The sequence below is a fragment of the Pseudomonas sp. B21-053 genome, from assembly GCF_026016365.1.
GTDB lineage: Bacteria > Pseudomonadota > Gammaproteobacteria > Pseudomonadales > Pseudomonadaceae > Aquipseudomonas > Aquipseudomonas nunensis.
The window spans coordinates 6,368,014-6,384,178 of the sequence record NZ_CP087205.1 but is presented as its reverse complement, the minus strand read 5'-3'; the positions used below and the strand labels follow the sequence as shown (position 1 = coordinate 6,384,178).

Here is a 16,165-nt window from a genome sequence, read left to right as displayed (position 1 = left end):
TTTTTATTGGGTTGACACTGTAGTAGCCCGTCTATAGAATTGCGCCTCCTTTTAACGGGCGTATTGCGCTCGGTGGGAATAGCAGCCGGAGTCTGAAATCCAATGCAAAATCAGCAAATCCGTATCAGGTTGAAGGCTTTTGACCATCGCCTGATCGACCAATCCACCCAGGAAATCGTGGAAACCGCGAAACGTACTGGTGCTCAAGTGCGTGGTCCAATTCCACTGCCTACCCGTAAAGAGCGGTTCACCGTTCTGGTCTCCCCGCACGTCAACAAAGACGCGCGTGACCAGTACGAGATCCGTACTCATAAGCGCGTACTGGACATCGTCCAGCCAACGGATAAAACCGTTGATGCTCTTATGAAGCTTGATCTTGCGGCCGGTGTGGAAGTACAGATCAGCCTCGGCTAAGACTCGGTCTTAGTCGTGTAACGCTCTGAAATGGGCGGCCATAGCGGGTGAAAGCCCCGTACACTCATGAGGTTTACAACATGACTATTGGTGTAGTCGGTCGTAAATGCGGTATGACCCGTATTTTCACCGAAGAAGGTGTCTCCATTCCGGTCACGGTCATTGAGATCGAACCGAATCGCGTCACCCAGTTCAAAACTGAAGAGACCGATGGCTATCGTGCAGTGCAAGTCACTGTAGGTGAGCGTCGTGCTTCGCGTGTTACAGCTGCTCAAGCTGGCCACTTCGCTAAAGCGAACGTTGCCGCTGGTCGTACCGTAATGGAATTCCGTCTTGAAGAAGGCGAGTACCAGGCCGGCGATCTGATCAACGCTGAAATCTTCGCCGCTGGTCAACTGGTTGATGTAACCGGTCAGTCCAAGGGTAAAGGCTTCCAGGGTACGATCAAGCGTTGGAATTTCCGCGGGCAAGATAATACCCACGGTAACTCCGTGTCCCACCGCGTTCCAGGCTCTATCGGCCAGTGCCAGACTCCTGGTCGTGTATTCAAGGGCAAAAAAATGTCCGGTCATATGGGCGCTGAGCGCGTGACCGTGCAGTCCCTGGAAGTAGTGCGCGTGGACGCTGAACGCAATCTGTTGTTGGTCAAGGGTGCTGTTCCTGGCGCTACTGGCGGCAACTTGGTTGTACGTCCAGCAGCCAAGGCTCGCGGTTAAGGGGAAGCTGACATGCAATTAAATGTAAATGACGCTCAAGCGATCGAAGTTTCCGAACTGACATTTGGCGGCGAATTCAACGAGACGCTGGTTCACCAAGCAGTCGTGGCCTACATGGCCGGCGGCCGTCAAGGTAGCAAGCAGCAAAAGACCCGTTCCGACGTTCGTGGTGGCGGTAAGCGCCCTTGGCGTCAGAAAGGTACTGGCCGTGCTCGTGCCGGTACTATCCGTAGCCCAATCTGGCGTGGCGGCGGTACCACTTTCGCAGCTCGTCCTCAGGATCACACCCAGAAGCTGAACAAGAAGATGTATCGCGCAGCAATGCGTTCCATCCTTGCTGAGCTGGTGCGTACTGATCGTCTGGTTGTGGTTCAGGACTTCGCTGTTGATGCACCGAAGACCAAAGATCTGCTGAACAAACTGACCGGCATGGGCCTGACTGACGTCTTGATCGTGTCTGAAGTTGTTGATCAGAACCTGTACCTGGCTGCTCGTAACCTGCCACACGTTGATGTACGTGACGTTCAAGGTTCCGATCCAGTTAGTCTGATCGCATACGACAAGGTGTTGATCACCGTGTCGGCCGTGAAGAAATTCGAGGAGCTGCTGGGATGAACCAGGAACGCGTATTTAAAGTTCTGCTTGGCCCGCACGTTTCCGAAAAGGCTACGGTTCTGGCTGACAAGAAAGGCCAGTTCGTTTTCAAGGTTGCAACTGACGCAACCAAGCTGGAAATCAAGAAGGCCGTCGAAAGCCTGTTCAGCGTGAAAGTAGAGCGTGTTACTACCCTGAATGTTCTGGGTAAGAGCAAGCGCACTGCTCGCGGTCTGGGCAAGCGTAATGACTGGAAGAAGGCAGTTATCTCCCTTCAGCCAGGCCAAGATCTCGATTTCAGCAGCAGTGCTGAGTAAGGAAGGGGTGCATCATGGCAATCGTTAAATGCAAACCGACTTCCCCTGGCCGCCGTTTTGTGGTCAAGGTGGTCAACCAGGAGCTGCATAAAGGCGCTCCTCACGCACCGCTGCTCGAGAAAAAATCGAAGACTGGTGGTCGTAACAACAATGGTCGTATTACCACTCGTCACATCGGTGGTGGCCATAAGCAGCATTATCGTCTGGTCGATTTCCGTCGCAACGACAAAGATGGCATCTCTGCCACTGTCGAGCGTATTGAATACGATCCAAACCGTACTGCTCACATCGCTCTGCTGCTGTACGCAGATGGCGAGCGTCGCTACATCATCGCCCCTAAAGGCGTGAGTGCTGGTGACCAGCTGATCGCAGGTGCCTTGGCGCCGATCAAGCCGGGCAACGCTCTGCAACTGCGTAACATTCCAGTTGGTAGCACCGTACACGGCATCGAATTGAAGCCAGGTAAAGGCGCGCAAATCGCTCGTTCCGCTGGTGCTTCGGCTCAGCTGATCGCTCGTGAAGGTGTCTACGTGACCCTGCGTCTGCGTTCTGGTGAGATGCGTAAAGTGCTGGCTGAATGCCGCGCGACCCTGGGTGAAGTCTCGAACTCCGAGCACAGCCTGCGTTCGCTGGGTAAAGCTGGTGCCAAACGCTGGCGTGGCGTTCGCCCAACCGTTCGTGGTGTTGCCATGAACCCGGTTGACCACCCACATGGTGGTGGTGAAGGTCGTACCTCTGGTGGTCGTCATCCGGTATCGCCATGGGGCTTCCCGACTAAGGGCGCGAAGACTCGTGGTAATAAGCGTACCGACAAAATGATCGTCCGTCGTCGCAAGTAAATAGAGGGATACGACAGTGCCACGTTCTCTGAAAAAAGGTCCTTTTATTGATCTTCACCTACTGAAGAAGATCGAAGTGGCGGCGGAAAAGAACGATCGCAAACCAGTTAAAACCTGGTCGCGTCGTTCGATGATCCTGCCACAAATGGTCGGTTTGACCATTGCAGTGCATAACGGTCGTCAACATGTTCCAGTTCTCGTGAACGAAGACATGGTCGGCCACAAACTAGGCGAGTTTGCCGGTACCCGCACATATCGTGGGCACGTGGCAGACAAGAAAGCCAAGCGTTAAGGGGTAAGGAACGATGGAAGTAGCCGCTAAGTTGTCGGGCGCTCGAATCTCCGCCCAGAAAGCCCGCTTGGTCGCCGACCAGATCCGCGGGAAGAAGGTGGGCGAAGCGCTCAACCTGTTGGCTTTCAGCAGTAAGAAAGCCGCCGAGATCATGAAGAAAGTGCTGGAGTCGGCCGTAGCCAACGCCGAGCATAACGAAGGCGCAGACGTTGATGACCTTAAAGTCAGCACCGTTTTCGTCAACGAAGGGCGTTCGCTGAAGCGAATCATGCCACGTGCCAAAGGCCGTGCTGATCGCATCGTCAAGCGGTCTTGCCATATCACTGTCAAGGTTGCTGACAAGTAACGGAGTCGAAGAGATGGGTCAGAAAGTACATCCCATTGGCATTCGCCTGGGAATCGTCAAGGAGCACACCTCCGTCTGGTACGCAGACGGTCGGACTTATGCGGACTATTTGTTCGCTGATCTGAAGGTGCGCGAGTATCTCCAAGACAAACTAAAAAGCGCGTCCGTAAGCCGTATCGATATCCATCGTCCGGCTCAAACTGCACGTATCACCATCCACACCGCTCGTCCAGGTATCGTTATCGGGAAGAAAGGTGAAGATGTTGAGAAACTGCGTCAGGACCTGACCAAGCAAATGGGTGTGCCTGTGCACATCAATATCGAAGAGATCCGTAAGCCGGAGCTTGACGGTATGCTGGTTGCGCAGAGCGTAGCTCAGCAGCTGGAGCGTCGCGTAATGTTCCGTCGCGCTATGAAGCGCGCTGTTCAGAACGCCATGCGCATTGGTGCCAAAGGCATCAAAATCCAAGTGAGCGGTCGTCTCGGCGGTGCTGAAATCGCACGTACTGAATGGTATCGCGAAGGTCGTGTGCCACTGCACACCCTGCGTGCCGACATCGACTATGCCAACTACGAAGCTCACACCACTTACGGTGTGATCGGTGTAAAGGTTTGGATCTTCAAAGGCGAAGTAATTGGTGGTCGCCAAGAAGAACTGAAACCACAAGCACCAGCGCCTCGTAAAAAAGCTGCTAAGTAAGGGGTACGCCAAATGTTGCAACCAAAGCGTACGAAGTTCCGCAAGCAGATGACAGGCCACAACCGTGGTCTGGCTCAGCGCGGTAGCAAAGTCAGCTTCGGCGAGTTCGCGCTGAAGTCTGTAGCTCGTGGTCGTCTCACCGCTCGTCAGATCGAGTCAGCGCGTCGTGCTCTGACCCGTCACGTTAAACGTGGCGGCAAGATCTGGATCCGTGTATTCCCGGACAAGCCTATTTCCAAAAAGCCACTCGAAGTTCGGATGGGTAAAGGTAAGGGTAGTGTGGAGTACTGGGTTGCCCAGATTCAGCCAGGTAAAGTCCTGTATGAAATCGAGGGTGTAACTGAAGAGCTGGCGCGTGAGGCTTTTGCCCTGGCTGCTGCAAAGCTGCCGCTCGCCACCGCCTTTGTTAAACGGACGGTGATGTGATGAAAGCGAATGAACTTCGTGAAAAAGACGCGCCGCAGCTTAACGAGCAACTGCTCGGCCTGCTGCGCGACCAGTTCAATCTGCGCATGCAGAAAGCAACTGGCCAGTTGGGGCAGTCTCACCTGCTCCGGCAAGTTAAGCGTGACATCGCTCGCGTGAAGACTGTGCTCAAACAGCAGGCAGGTAAGTAATCATGGCTGAAGCCGAAAAAACCGTCCGTACGCTGACTGGCCGTGTTGTCAGCGACAAAATGGACAAGACCATCACCGTTCTGATCGAGCGTCGCGTAAAGCACCCGATCTACGGTAAATACGTTAAGCGTTCGACTAAGCTGCACGCGCACGACGAAACCAATCAGTGCCACATCGGCGACAAAGTCACTATTCGTGAAACTCGTCCTTTGGCCAAGACTAAGTCTTGGGCGCTGGTTGATGTTCTCGAACGCGCTGTGGAAGTCTAAGGACTAGGGGTCGGAGAAATTATATGATTCAGACTCAATCCATGCTCGATGTGGCCGATAACTCTGGCGCTCGCCGTGTTATGTGCATCAAGGTGCTGGGTGGCTCCCATCGTCGTTACGCTGGTATCGGTGACATCATCAAAGTTACCGTGAAGGAAGCAATTCCTCGCGGTAAAGTGAAAAAAGGCCAAGTGATGACTGCTGTTGTAGTCCGCACTCGTCACGGCGTACGTCGTGCTGATGGCTCCATTATCCGCTTTGATGGCAACGCTGCTGTTCTTCTGAACAACAAGCAAGAGCCGATCGGCACCCGTATCTTTGGGCCAGTGACCCGTGAACTTCGTACTGAGAAGTTCATGAAGATCGTCTCGCTCGCCCCAGAAGTGCTGTAAGGAGATCCGACATGCAAAAGATTCGTCGTGACGACGAGATCATCGTGATCGCCGGCAAAGACAAAGGTAAGCGCGGTAAGGTGCTTAAGGTTCTCGCTAATAACCGTCTGGTTATCGGCGGTCTGAACCTGGTTAAGCGTCATACCAAGCCTAACCCGATGTCGGGCGTACAAGGCGGTATCGTCGAAAAAGAAGCTCCACTGGACGCTTCTAACGTCGCCATTTTCAACGGCGAAACCAACAAGGCTGACCGCGTTGGTTTCAAAGTAGAAGACGGCAAGAAAATTCGTGTCTTCAAGTCGACCCAAAAAGCGGTTGATGCTTGAACACTGCTAGGTAGAAGACCATGGCACGACTAAAAGAGATTTACTGGAAGGAAATCGCACCGAAGCTTAAGGAAGAACTTAAGCTTTCGAACGTGATGGAAGTTCCACGCGTTACAAAGATCACCCTGAACATGGGTCTGGGCGAAGCGGTCGGTGACAAAAAAGTCATCGAGCACGCTGTTGCCGACCTGGAAAAGATCACCGGTCAGAAAGTCGTTGTGACTTACGCTCGGAAATCCATCGCTGGCTTTAAAGTCCGTGAAGGTTGGCCGATCGGCGTCAAAGTGACTCTGCGCCGTGAGCGTATGTATGAATTCCTGGATCGTTTGCTGTCGATCTCCCTGCCTCGGGTTCGCGACTTCCGCGGCCTGAATGCCAAGTCCTTCGATGGTCGTGGTAACTACAGCATGGGCGTTAAAGAGCAGATCATCTTCCCGGAAATCGACTACGACAAGATCGATGCTCTCCGCGGTCTGGACATTACCCTGACCACCACTGCCAAGAACGATGATGAAGGTCGCGCGCTGCTGCGTGCTTTCAAATTCCCGTTCCGCAACTGATTGGAGTAGGAAAATGGCCAAGATGAGCATGAAAAACCGCGAGCTGAAGCGTCAGCTCACGGTTGCCAAGTACGCCAAAAAGCGTGCAGCACTGAAAGCAATCATCGTTGATCTGAACGCAAGTCCAGAAGCGCGTTGGGAAGCTACAGTAGCTCTGCAGAAGCAGCCACGTGACGCAAGCGCTTCGCGCATGCGTAACCGCTGCCGCCTGACCGGTCGTCCACACGGCGTTTACCGCAAGTTCGGCCTCGGCCGTAACAAACTGCGTGAAGCTGCAATGCGTGGTGACGTACCTGGTCTGGTTAAAGCCAGCTGGTAAGCACTATCAAAGTCTCGGCGTCCAGGTTCGCAAGATCCTGACCGCCGGTGACCTTGAACTTGAATCAAGCCCCTATTGGGGCTTGATTCATTTGTGGGGTGTGTCTAGAATACCCGGCTCGCCTGAGCCCGTGCTTTTTTCGCATGGATGAGCTCGGCGAAAAGTAGTAGCCGCAAGGCTAATTTTTTTGTATTAGGAGCGTCTAGCCCATGAGTATGCAGGACCCGTTAGCGGACATGCTAACTCGAATCCGTAATGCCCAGATGGCTGAAAAGTCCGTCGTAAGCATGCCATCTTCTACTTTGAAGGTAGCTGTTGCCAAAGTCCTGAAGGACGAAGGTTACATTGCGGGTTATCAGATCAGCAGCGAAATCAAACCACTGCTGTCCATCGAGCTGAAGTACTTCGAAGGCCGTCCGGTCATCGAGGAAGTGAAGCGCGTTAGCCGTCCAGGCCTGCGTCAGTACAAGTCCGTCGATGATCTGCCAAAAGTTCGTGGCGGTCTCGGTGTGTCTATCGTCTCCACCAACAAAGGTGTGATGACGGATCGTGCTGCGCGCGCTGCCGGTGTCGGCGGCGAAGTTCTTTGCACTGTGTTCTAAGGGGGGATAAGCATGTCACGCGTCGCTAAGAACCCCGTTAAGCTGCCAGCCGGTGTCGAAGTAAAATTCGCAGGCCAACAGCTTTCGGTGAAGGGTGCCAAGGGCACTCTCGAACTGAACATCCATTCGTCCGTTGAGATCGTTGAAGAAGCTGGTGAGCTGCGTTTCGCTGCTCGCAATGGCGATCAACAAACTCGCGCAATGGCTGGTACCACTCGTGCGTTGGTAAACAACATGGTCCAAGGCGTAAGCCAAGGCTTCGAGCGCAAGCTCCAGCTGGTCGGTGTTGGTTACAAAGCGCAAGCAAAAGGCACAGTGCTGAACCTGGCTCTTGGCTTCTCGCACCCAGTGGATTATGAACTGCCGGAAGGCATCACCGCTGAGACTCCTAGCCAAACCGACATCCTGATCCGGGGTATCGATAAGCAGCTAGTAGGTCAAGTGGCCGCCGAGATCCGCGACTTCCGTCCACCAGAGCCGTACAAAGGCAAAGGTGTGCGCTACGCGGACGAAGTCGTCCGTCGTAAAGAAGCCAAGAAGAAGTAGGGCATAGCAAATGACCGACAAAAAAGTTACTCGACTGCGTCGCGCTCGCAAAGCACGCCTGAAAATGCACGAACTCGAAGTCGTGCGTCTCTGCGTGTTCCGCTCGTCGCAGCACATCTACGCCCAGGTCATTTCGGCCGACGGCAACAAAGTCCTGGCATCTGCCTCGACTTTGGATAAAGAACTGCGTGATGGCGCCACTGGCAACATCGACGCGGCCACTAAGGTTGGCCAGCTGGTCGCTACGCGTGCTAAAGCCGCTGGCGTCTCGCAGGTGGCTTTCGACCGCTCTGGCTTCAAGTACCACGGCCGCGTCAAGGCGCTGGCTGATGCTGCTCGTGAAGCTGGGCTGGAGTTCTAAGTTATGTCAAATAACGACCAAAAGCGCGACGAAGGCTACATTGAGAAGCTGGTTCAAGTTAACCGCGTAGCCAAAACCGTTAAAGGCGGCCGTATCTTCACTTTCACCGCGTTGACCGTGGTTGGTGATGGTAAAGGGCGCGTTGGCTTCGGCCGTGGCAAGTCACGTGAAGTGCCTGCCGCGATCCAGAAGGCAATGGAAGCTGCTCGCCGCAACATGATCCAAGTTGATCTGAACGGCACTACCCTGCAGTACGCAATGAAGTCCGGTCACGGCGCTTCGAAGGTGTACATGCAGCCTGCCTCTGAAGGTACCGGTATCATCGCTGGCGGCGCTATGCGTGCTGTCCTCGAAGTTGCTGGCGTTCAGAACGTTCTGGCCAAGTGCTACGGCTCGACTAACCCGGTAAACGTGGTTCACGCCACTTTCAAAGGTTTGAAAGCTATGCAATCTCCTGAATCCATTGCCGCCAAGCGTGGCAAAAGCGTCAAGGAGATCTTCTGATCATGGCTACCGTTAAAGTTACGCTGATCAAAAGCATGACCGGCCGCATCCCTAACCACAAACTGTGCGTTAAGGGTCTGGGTCTGCGTCGCATCGGTCACACTGTAGAAGTACTTGATACTCCCGAGAATCGCGGGATGATCAACAAGGCTTACTACATGCTGCGTGTCGAGGGTTAATCGATGAAACTCAATGATCTGAGTCCAGCGCCGGGTTCCCGTCGCGAAAAGCATCGTCCGGGCCGTGGTATCGGTAGTGGTTTGGGCAAGACCGGTGGCCGTGGCCACAAAGGTCAGTCCTCCCGCTCCGGTGGCACCATTGCTCCAGGCTTTGAAGGCGGTCAACAGCCGCTGCATCGTCGCCTGCCGAAATTCGGTTTCGTTTCCCTGAAAGCCATGGACCGCGCAGAAGTGCGTTTGTCCGAGCTGGCCAAAGTGGAAGGCGACATCGTCACCGTGCAGTCCCTGAAAGATGCCAACGTGATTAACGTCAACGTACAGCGTGTGAAAATCATGCTGTCCGGCGAAGTTACTCGCGCTGTTACCATCGGAAAGGGAATCGGCGCCACCAAAGGTGCGCGTGCGGCTATCGAAGCAGCTGGCGGCAAGTTCGAGGAATAAATGGCTAAGCAAGGTGCTCTCTCTGCGCTCGGCAAAGGCGGTATGTCTGAACTCTGGGCTCGTCTGCGTTTTCTGTTCCTGGCGATTATCGTCTACCGAATAGGCGCACACATCCCGGTTCCAGGTATTAACCCGGACCGACTCGCGGACCTGTTTCGACAGAATGAGGGGACCATTCTTAGCTTGTTCAACATGTTTTCCGGCGGCGCGCTGGAACGGATGAGCATCTTTGCACTGGGGATCATGCCGTACATTTCGGCATCGATCATCATGCAACTGATGACCGCCGTTAGCCCGCAGCTGGAACAGTTGAAGAAGGAAGGTGAAGCTGGCCGTCGCAAGATCAGCCAGTACACCCGCTACGGCACTGTCGTCCTCGCTCTCGTTCAGGCTATTGGCATGTCCATTGGTCTGGCAGGGCAGGGCGTTGCGTTCACTGGTGACTTTGGCTTCCATTTCGTCGCGGTATCCACTTTTGTGGCTGGTGCGATGTTCATGATGTGGCTGGGTGAGCAGATTACTGAGCGTGGTGTTGGCAACGGTATCTCGATGTTGATTTTTTCGGGTATCGTCGCCGGTCTTCCGAGAGCGATCGGGCAGTCTTTCGAGTCTGCACGTCAGGGTGATATCAACATCTTCGCCCTGGTAGCCATCGGTTTGCTGGCAGTAGCGATTATCGGTTTCGTGGTGTTCATTGAGCGTGGTCAGCGTCGTATTGCTGTTCACTACGCCAAGCGTCAGCAGGGCCGCAAGGTTTTTGCTGCGCAGACTAGCCACTTGCCGCTGAAGGTGAACATGGCCGGCGTTATTCCGGCCATTTTCGCGAGCAGCATTTTGCTGTTCCCGGCTTCGTTGGGTGCCTGGTTTGGTCAGTCTGAAGGTATGGGCTGGTTGCAGGACATCTCGCAGTCGATCGCTCCTGGTCAGCCGTTGAATATTCTGCTGTTTAGTGCAGGGATTATTTTCTTCTGCTTCTTCTATACGGCGTTGATGTTCAATCCGAAAGACGTAGCGGAAAACCTGAAGAAGTCCGGTGCCTTTATTCCGGGCATCCGTCCAGGCGAGCAGTCTGCGCGCTACATTGATGGCGTTCTGACTCGTTTGACCATGTTCGGTGCTCTTTACATGACGGCCGTGTGTCTGCTTCCCCAGTTCCTGGTGGTTGCGGCAAACGTACCGTTCTACCTTGGCGGGACCTCGTTGCTGATCGTCGTCGTGGTTGTGATGGACTTCATGTCCCAAGTACAATCGCACCTCGTTTCGCACCAGTACGAATCCCTGATGAAGAAAGCCAACCTGAAGGGTTACGGCAGCGGCATGTTGCGCTGAGTACCCATAAGGTTCGAGGAGTTGGTGATGAAAGTTCGTGCATCGGTGAAAAAGCTGTGCCGTAACTGCAAGATTATTCGCCGCGAAGGTGTTGTTCGAGTAATTTGCAGCGCGGAACCGCGTCACAAACAGCGCCAAGGCTGAGTGTGATTGTGCTTCAAGCCCGGCAGCTAGTGCGCTGCCGGGTTGATTATTTGTTATTACAGCGATATTATCTCGCGCCCTATTTCTTGGCTTCCGGGGCGTAGGTAGCTGTCAATTGGAGTCCCACTGAATGGCCCGTATTGCAGGCGTTAACATTCCAGATAACAAGCATACTGTTATCTCGCTGACCTACATCTATGGTGTTGGTCGCACTACTGCACAGAAGATTTGTGCAGTGACTGGGGTAAACCCAGCCGCAAAGATCAAAGATCTGAGCGACGAGCAGATTGAACAGCTGCGTGGCGAAGTGGCGAAGTTCACCACTGAAGGTGACCTGCGTCGCGAAATCAACATGAAAATCAAGCGTTTGATGGACCTCGGTTGCTATCGCGGTCTGCGTCATCGTCGTGGTCTTCCAGTGCGCGGTCAGCGTACCAAGACTAACGCGCGTACCCGTAAAGGTCCGCGTAAGCCGATCCGCAAGTAATCGCCCCAGCGAATCGACAGGAAATTAATCATGGCTAAACCTGCTGCTCGTCCTCGTAAAAAAGTTAAAAAGACAGTGGTTGATGGCATCGCCCACATCCACGCGTCGTTTAACAACACAATCGTGACCATCACCGACCGTCAAGGCAACGCTCTTTCCTGGGCTACCTCCGGTGGTTCGGGTTTCCGCGGTTCCCGCAAGTCCACGCCGTTTGCTGCTCAAGTAGCTGCTGAACGTGCTGGTCAAGCTGCGCTGGAATACGGTCTGAAAAACCTCGACGTTAACGTCAAAGGTCCAGGCCCAGGTCGTGAATCCGCAGTCCGCGCTTTGAACGGCTGTGGCTACAAGATCGCCAGCATCACCGACGTGACGCCAATCCCGCACAACGGGTGCCGTCCGCCGAAGAAGCGCCGCGTGTAATCCAGGAGATTGTAAAGAATGGCTCGTTACATTGGTCCAAAATGCAAACTCGCTCGTCGTGAAGGCACCGATCTCTTTCTGAAGAGCGGCGTGCGCGCGATCGAATCGAAGTGCAACATTGAAGCAGCACCTGGTATCCACGGCCAACGCCGCGGTCGCCAGTCCGATTACGGCACCCAACTGCGTGAAAAGCAGAAGGTCCGTCGTATCTACGGCGTTCTCGAGCGTCAATTCAGCGGCTACTACAAAGAAGCTGCTGGCAAGAAAGGTGCAACTGGCGAAAACCTGTTGCAACTGCTCGAATGCCGTCTGGACAACGTTGTATACCGTATGGGTTTTGGCTCTACTCGTGCCGAATCCCGTCAGCTGGTATCGCACAAATCCGTAAGCGTTAACGGTCAGACCGTAAACGTGCCGTCGTACCAGGTTCGTGCTGGTGACGTGGTCGCGATTCGCGAGAAAGCAAAGAACCAACTTCGCATTGTCCAAGCTCTCGATCTGTGTGCCCAACGTGGCCGCGTAGAATGGGTAGAAGTAGACACTGAGAAGAAGTCGGGCGTTTTCAAGAACGTTCCTGCTCGCAGTGATCTGTCCGCCGACATCAACGAAAGCCTGATTGTCGAGCTCTACTCCAAGTAAGGGCTAGAAAATAGGTGCATCCATGCAGATTTCGGTAAATGAGTTCCTGACACCCCGCCATATTGATGTGCAGGTTGTCAGTCCAACCCGCGCCAAGATCACTCTCGAGCCTCTCGAGCGTGGTTTTGGCCACACCCTGGGCAACGCGCTGCGACGCATCCTGTTGTCCTCAATGCCCGGCTGTGCAGTAGTCGAGGCCGAGATTGACGGTGTGCTCCACGAGTACAGCGCCATCGAAGGTGTACAGGAAGACGTAATTGAAATCCTGTTGAACCTTAAAGGTCTGGCTATCAAGCTGCACGGCCGTGACGAAGTTACGCTGACCTTGTCGAAGAAGGGTTCGGGGGTGGTTACCGCTGCCGATATTCAGCTGGATCATGATGTCGAGATCGTTAACCCCGATCACGTAATCGCTAACCTGGCGTCTAACGGCGCCCTGAACATGAAGCTCACCGTAGCTCGTGGTCGTGGTTATGAACCGGCAGACTCGCGTCAGAGCGATGAAGACGAAAGCCGCAGCATTGGTCGCTTGCAGCTTGACTCTTCGTTCAGCCCGGTTCGCCGTATCGCATACGTGGTGGAAAACGCCCGTGTCGAGCAGCGTACTAACCTGGACAAGCTGGTTATTGATCTGGAAACCAACGGTACCCTGGATCCTGAAGAGGCTATCCGTCGCGCTGCAACCATCCTGCAACAGCAGTTGGCTGCGTTCGTCGACCTCAAAGGTGACAGTGAGCCAGTGGTTGTCGAGCAGGAAGACGAGATCGATCCGATCCTGCTTCGCCCGGTTGACGATCTGGAACTGACTGTACGTTCGGCTAACTGCCTTAAGGCGGAAAACATCTACTACATCGGTGACCTGATTCAGCGTACCGAAGTAGAGCTGTTGAAGACTCCGAACCTTGGCAAGAAATCCTTGACTGAAATCAAGGACGTTCTGGCCTCCCGCGGTCTGTCCCTCGGCATGCGCCTCGACAACTGGCCGCCTGCAAGTCTTAAGAAGGACGACAAGGCGACTGCCTGATCGTCGTAATCACCGAACGTTGTGTTTGGTAAGGAATGAACCATGCGTCATCGTAAAAGTGGTCGTCACCTGAGCCGCACTAGCTCGCACCGCAAGGCCATGTTTCAAAACATGGCAGTGTCGCTGTTCGAGCACGAGCTGATCAAAACTACACTGCCGAAAGCTAAAGAACTGCGTCGCGTTGCTGAGCCGCTGATCACTTTGGCCAAGACAGACAGCCTGGCTAACCGCCGTCTGGCTTTCGACCGTACTCGTTCGAAAGCTATCGTTGGTAAGCTCTTCAACGACCTGGGCAAGCGTTACGCTACCCGTGAGGGTGGCTACCTGCGCATCCTCAAGTGCGGTTTCCGCACTGGCGACAACGCGCCTATGGCGTACGTCGAGTTGGTTGATCGTCCAGTTGGCGGTGAAGCAGTATCCGCTGAGTAAGACGTCAGTCTGAAACGAAGAACCGGGCCTAGTGCCCGGTTTTTTGTGCCTGTAAGAAACGCGCTGTTTATACAAGCTTCACCGCGGTCTCTACCGTCATGATACGAACGGGTTTCGTTGGTAGTATTTTTCTATTGATCACTACAAATTAATGAATTTGTAGCCTTCCTGATGAATGGTCAATACTCCGTCCCAAGCCGATTAGCCGGCAGTTCCAAAACTGACAGAGGAAGAAGATCGCATGAGCCAAAACAAAACGCTTACGACCGCCAGTGGCGCTCCTGTCGCCGACAACCAGAATTCCCGCTCCGCCGGCCCTCGTGGTCCGCTGCTGCTCGACGATTTTCATCTGATCGAGAAGCTTGCCCACTTCAACCGTGAAAACATTCCTGAGCGTCGCGTACACGCCAAAGGTTCGGGCGCTTACGGCACGTTCACCGTCACTCGCGACATCACTCAATACACCAGCGCCAAGCTGTTCGAATCCGTTGGTAAGCAAACACCTACCTTCCTGCGGTTTTCCACCGTAGGTGGTGAGCGCGGTTCGGCGGATACCGAGCGCGATCCACGCGGTTTCGCGCTCAAGTTCTACACCGAAGAAGGCAACTGGGACATCGTTGGCAACAACACGCCAGTGTTCTTTATTCGCGATCCACTGAAATTCCCTGACTTTATCCACACCCAAAAGCGTCTGCCGCAAAGCAACCTGAAAAGCGCTCAGATGATGTGGGACTTCTGGTCGCACTCTCCTGAGGCGCTGCACCAGGTCACTATCCTGTTCTCGGACCGCGGCATTCCTGACGGCTACCGTCACATGCACGGCTTCGGCAGCCACACTTACAGCCTGATCAACGCCGTGGGCGAGCGTCACTGGGTGAAATGGCACTACAAGACCAAACAAGGGATCAAGAACCTCGCGCCGGCAGACGCTGCACGCCTGGCCGGTACCGACCCGGATTACGCCCAGCGGGATCTGTTCGGTGCGATCGAGCGCGGTGACTTCCCGAAATGGCGAGTGTGCATTCAGGTCATGACCGAAGCCCAGGCCGCGGCGCACTACGAGAACCCGTTCGACGTGACCAAGACCTGGTCGCAGAAAGAATTCCCGCTGATCGAAGTCGGTGAACTGGAGCTCAACCGCAATCCGCAGAACTACTTCGCTGAAGTGGAGCAGGCGGCATTCGGTCCGAGCAACATGGTCCCGGGTGTTGGTCTGTCGCCGGATCGCATGCTGCAAGGTCGTGTGTTCGCTTACGCTGATGCACACCGCTACCGTGTCGGCACCAATCATCAGCAACTGCCGGTGAATGCTCCGCGCAATCAGGTCAATACCTACCAGCGCGACGGTTCGATGGCATTTGGCAGCAACGGTGGTGCAGCGCCAAACTACGAGCCAAACAGCTACGTGGAATCGCCAAAGCAAGCGCCTCGTTACGCCGAACCTGCATTGGCCCTGAGTGGTGCGGCGGATCGCTACGATCACCGCGAAGATACCGATTACTACAGCCACGCCGGTGCGCTGTTCCGCCTGATGAGTGATGAGCAGAAGGCCCTGCTGATCAACAACATTGCCGGCGCAATGGCCGGGGTTTCCAGCGACGTGGTCGATCGTCAATTGCAACATTTCTTCCGCGCCGACCCGGCGTACGGAGAAGCAATCGCAAAGGCGTTGGGCGTACAGCTTAACTAAGTCTAAACGAGAAGCAGAACCGCCCTCATTTGGGCGGTTTTTGCGTTATTTAAACCACTTTTCTCAGAATATCTTCGCTTTTATCGCGCATTCGGCGTGACCAAACAGTCTCCTTGGTTCAAACTACAGACTTTCAAGCAGGGAGATGTAGGGCGATGCAAGGCCACCCAGACGTAATCGATTACCTCAACACGTTGCTGACCGGCGAACTGGCGGCGCGTGATCAATATTTCATCCATTCGCGGATGTACGAGGACTGGGGTTTCACCGAGCTCTACGAACGTATCAACCACGAGATGGAAGAAGAAGCTCAGCACGCTGACGCCTTGATGCGTCGCATCCTGATGCTCGAAGGCACGCCGCGCATGCGTCCGGACGATCTGGATGTGGGCACCACAGTGCCTGACATGCTCGCTGCTGACCTGCGACTGGAATACAAGGTCCGTGCCGCACTCTGCAAGGGTATCGAGCTCTGCGAGTTGCACAAGGACTACGTCAGCCGTGAGATTCTGCGCATTCAGCTGAACGATACCGAAGAAGATCACACCTACTGGCTGGAGAAGCAGTTGGGTCTGATCAAATTGATCGGTCTGGAGAATTACCTGCAATCGCAGTTTTGATTCCCGGAAAAAACCCCGGATACAAAAAAGCCCCTGTCACCGACAAAGT

30 protein-coding genes are annotated in these 16,165 nt (G+C 54.4%); all 30 read left to right on the top strand.

Features of this window, described 5'->3' with window-relative positions:
• Positions 1–102: 102 nt before the first annotated feature.
• The 30 genes from rpsJ to bfr all read left to right on the top strand — a co-directional run bounded on the left by rpsJ (position 103) and on the right by bfr (position 16,116).
• Positions 103–414 carry a 30S ribosomal protein S10 gene (gene rpsJ / locus LOY68_RS28705; RefSeq protein ID WP_003186070.1) on the top strand — a complete coding sequence of 104 codons (312 nt, stop codon included), beginning with the start codon at positions 103–105 and terminating at the stop codon, positions 412–414.
• A gap of 80 nt (positions 415–494) precedes the next feature.
• Positions 495–1,130, top strand: coding sequence for a 50S ribosomal protein L3 (rplC, locus tag LOY68_RS28700; protein WP_003186059.1), 636 nt, complete (start codon positions 495–497; stop codon positions 1,128–1,130).
• A 12-nt stretch (positions 1,131–1,142) separates the two neighbouring features.
• Positions 1,143–1,745 (top strand): 50S ribosomal protein L4, encoded by a 603-nt coding sequence (gene rplD, locus LOY68_RS28695; protein WP_007896707.1) that lies wholly within the window; start codon positions 1,143–1,145, stop codon positions 1,743–1,745.
• Positions 1,742–2,041: a 50S ribosomal protein L23 gene (rplW, locus tag LOY68_RS28690; protein WP_002555488.1), complete on the top strand. Its 300-nt coding sequence runs from the start codon at positions 1,742–1,744 to the stop codon at positions 2,039–2,041. The genes rplD and rplW overlap by 4 nt, the downstream gene beginning before the upstream one ends.
• Positions 2,042–2,055: 14 nt before the next feature.
• On the top strand, positions 2,056–2,880 hold the full coding sequence (gene rplB, locus LOY68_RS28685) for a 50S ribosomal protein L2 (RefSeq protein WP_003176423.1): 825 nt from the start codon (positions 2,056–2,058) through the stop codon (positions 2,878–2,880).
• A 16-nt stretch (positions 2,881–2,896) separates the two neighbouring features.
• Entirely contained in the window at positions 2,897–3,172 is a 276-nt protein-coding gene (gene rpsS, locus LOY68_RS28680; RefSeq protein ID WP_002555486.1) for a 30S ribosomal protein S19, read from the top strand.
• Positions 3,173–3,185: 13 nt separating this feature from the next.
• A complete protein-coding gene (rplV, locus tag LOY68_RS28675; RefSeq protein ID WP_003103908.1) occupies positions 3,186–3,518 on the top strand; it encodes a 50S ribosomal protein L22 in 333 nt (110 codons plus the stop codon).
• Between the two features lie 13 nt (positions 3,519–3,531).
• Positions 3,532–4,218, top strand: coding sequence for a 30S ribosomal protein S3 (gene rpsC / locus LOY68_RS28670; RefSeq protein ID WP_003176422.1), 687 nt, complete (start codon positions 3,532–3,534; stop codon positions 4,216–4,218).
• Positions 4,219–4,230: 12 nt separating this feature from the next.
• Positions 4,231–4,644, top strand: coding sequence for a 50S ribosomal protein L16 (gene rplP / locus LOY68_RS28665; protein WP_008145497.1), 414 nt, complete (start codon positions 4,231–4,233; stop codon positions 4,642–4,644).
• A complete protein-coding gene (gene rpmC / locus LOY68_RS28660; protein WP_008030901.1) occupies positions 4,644–4,835 on the top strand; it encodes a 50S ribosomal protein L29 in 192 nt (63 codons plus the stop codon). Before rplP ends, rpmC begins: the two co-directional genes overlap by 1 nt.
• 2 nt (positions 4,836–4,837) lie before the next feature.
• Positions 4,838–5,104, top strand: a complete 267-nt coding sequence (gene rpsQ / locus LOY68_RS28655; RefSeq protein ID WP_003176419.1) for a 30S ribosomal protein S17 — start codon at positions 4,838–4,840, stop codon at positions 5,102–5,104.
• Positions 5,105–5,127: 23 nt separating this feature from the next.
• Positions 5,128–5,496: a 50S ribosomal protein L14 gene (gene rplN, locus LOY68_RS28650; protein WP_002555479.1), complete on the top strand. Its 369-nt coding sequence runs from the start codon at positions 5,128–5,130 to the stop codon at positions 5,494–5,496.
• Positions 5,497–5,507: 11 nt separating this feature from the next.
• On the top strand, positions 5,508–5,822 hold the full coding sequence (rplX, locus tag LOY68_RS28645) for a 50S ribosomal protein L24 (protein WP_003176416.1): 315 nt from the start codon (positions 5,508–5,510) through the stop codon (positions 5,820–5,822).
• A 20-nt stretch (positions 5,823–5,842) separates the two neighbouring features.
• Positions 5,843–6,382 (top strand): 50S ribosomal protein L5, encoded by a 540-nt coding sequence (gene rplE, locus LOY68_RS28640; RefSeq protein WP_003176415.1) that lies wholly within the window; start codon positions 5,843–5,845, stop codon positions 6,380–6,382.
• Between the two features lie 13 nt (positions 6,383–6,395).
• A complete protein-coding gene (gene rpsN, locus LOY68_RS28635; RefSeq protein WP_003176414.1) occupies positions 6,396–6,701 on the top strand; it encodes a 30S ribosomal protein S14 in 306 nt (101 codons plus the stop codon).
• A 209-nt stretch (positions 6,702–6,910) separates the two neighbouring features.
• Positions 6,911–7,303 carry a 30S ribosomal protein S8 gene (rpsH, locus tag LOY68_RS28630; RefSeq protein ID WP_003186040.1) on the top strand — a complete coding sequence of 131 codons (393 nt, stop codon included), beginning with the start codon at positions 6,911–6,913 and terminating at the stop codon, positions 7,301–7,303.
• A gap of 12 nt (positions 7,304–7,315) precedes the next feature.
• Positions 7,316–7,849, top strand: a complete 534-nt coding sequence (gene rplF, locus LOY68_RS28625) for a 50S ribosomal protein L6 (RefSeq protein WP_007896774.1) — start codon at positions 7,316–7,318, stop codon at positions 7,847–7,849.
• A 10-nt stretch (positions 7,850–7,859) separates the two neighbouring features.
• Entirely contained in the window at positions 7,860–8,210 is a 351-nt protein-coding gene (gene rplR / locus LOY68_RS28620; RefSeq protein WP_003186037.1) for a 50S ribosomal protein L18, read from the top strand.
• Between the two features lie 3 nt (positions 8,211–8,213).
• On the top strand, positions 8,214–8,714 hold the full coding sequence (gene rpsE / locus LOY68_RS28615; RefSeq protein ID WP_007943782.1) for a 30S ribosomal protein S5: 501 nt from the start codon (positions 8,214–8,216) through the stop codon (positions 8,712–8,714).
• Positions 8,715–8,716: 2 nt separating this feature from the next.
• Positions 8,717–8,893, top strand: coding sequence for a 50S ribosomal protein L30 (gene rpmD / locus LOY68_RS28610; protein WP_003186033.1), 177 nt, complete (start codon positions 8,717–8,719; stop codon positions 8,891–8,893).
• Between the two features lie 3 nt (positions 8,894–8,896).
• Positions 8,897–9,334: a 50S ribosomal protein L15 gene (gene rplO, locus LOY68_RS28605; protein ID WP_007896782.1), complete on the top strand. Its 438-nt coding sequence runs from the start codon at positions 8,897–8,899 to the stop codon at positions 9,332–9,334.
• A complete protein-coding gene (gene secY, locus LOY68_RS28600; RefSeq protein WP_003228718.1) occupies positions 9,335–10,663 on the top strand; it encodes a preprotein translocase subunit SecY in 1,329 nt (442 codons plus the stop codon).
• A 27-nt stretch (positions 10,664–10,690) separates the two neighbouring features.
• A complete protein-coding gene (gene rpmJ, locus LOY68_RS28595) occupies positions 10,691–10,807 on the top strand; it encodes a 50S ribosomal protein L36 (protein ID WP_002555468.1) in 117 nt (38 codons plus the stop codon).
• 130 nt (positions 10,808–10,937) lie between these two features.
• Positions 10,938–11,294, top strand: a complete 357-nt coding sequence (gene rpsM / locus LOY68_RS28590) for a 30S ribosomal protein S13 (RefSeq protein WP_003186020.1) — start codon at positions 10,938–10,940, stop codon at positions 11,292–11,294.
• Positions 11,295–11,324: 30 nt separating this feature from the next.
• Positions 11,325–11,714 (top strand): 30S ribosomal protein S11, encoded by a 390-nt coding sequence (gene rpsK, locus LOY68_RS28585; RefSeq protein ID WP_002555466.1) that lies wholly within the window; start codon positions 11,325–11,327, stop codon positions 11,712–11,714.
• Between the two features lie 18 nt (positions 11,715–11,732).
• Entirely contained in the window at positions 11,733–12,353 is a 621-nt protein-coding gene (rpsD, locus tag LOY68_RS28580; RefSeq protein ID WP_003210056.1) for a 30S ribosomal protein S4, read from the top strand.
• Between the two features lie 22 nt (positions 12,354–12,375).
• On the top strand, positions 12,376–13,377 hold the full coding sequence (locus tag LOY68_RS28575) for a DNA-directed RNA polymerase subunit alpha (RefSeq protein ID WP_003186012.1): 1,002 nt from the start codon (positions 12,376–12,378) through the stop codon (positions 13,375–13,377).
• 42 nt (positions 13,378–13,419) lie between these two features.
• Positions 13,420–13,806, top strand: a complete 387-nt coding sequence (rplQ, locus tag LOY68_RS28570) for a 50S ribosomal protein L17 (RefSeq protein ID WP_007896790.1) — start codon at positions 13,420–13,422, stop codon at positions 13,804–13,806.
• A 241-nt stretch (positions 13,807–14,047) separates the two neighbouring features.
• The gene (locus LOY68_RS28565; RefSeq protein ID WP_265041210.1) at positions 14,048–15,496 is read left to right on the top strand and encodes a catalase; all 1,449 of its coding nucleotides are present in this window, start codon (positions 14,048–14,050) and stop codon (positions 15,494–15,496) included.
• A 155-nt stretch (positions 15,497–15,651) separates the two neighbouring features.
• On the top strand, positions 15,652–16,116 hold the full coding sequence (gene bfr, locus LOY68_RS28560) for a bacterioferritin (RefSeq protein ID WP_007933692.1): 465 nt from the start codon (positions 15,652–15,654) through the stop codon (positions 16,114–16,116).
• The last annotated feature ends 49 nt before the right edge of the window (positions 16,117–16,165 follow it).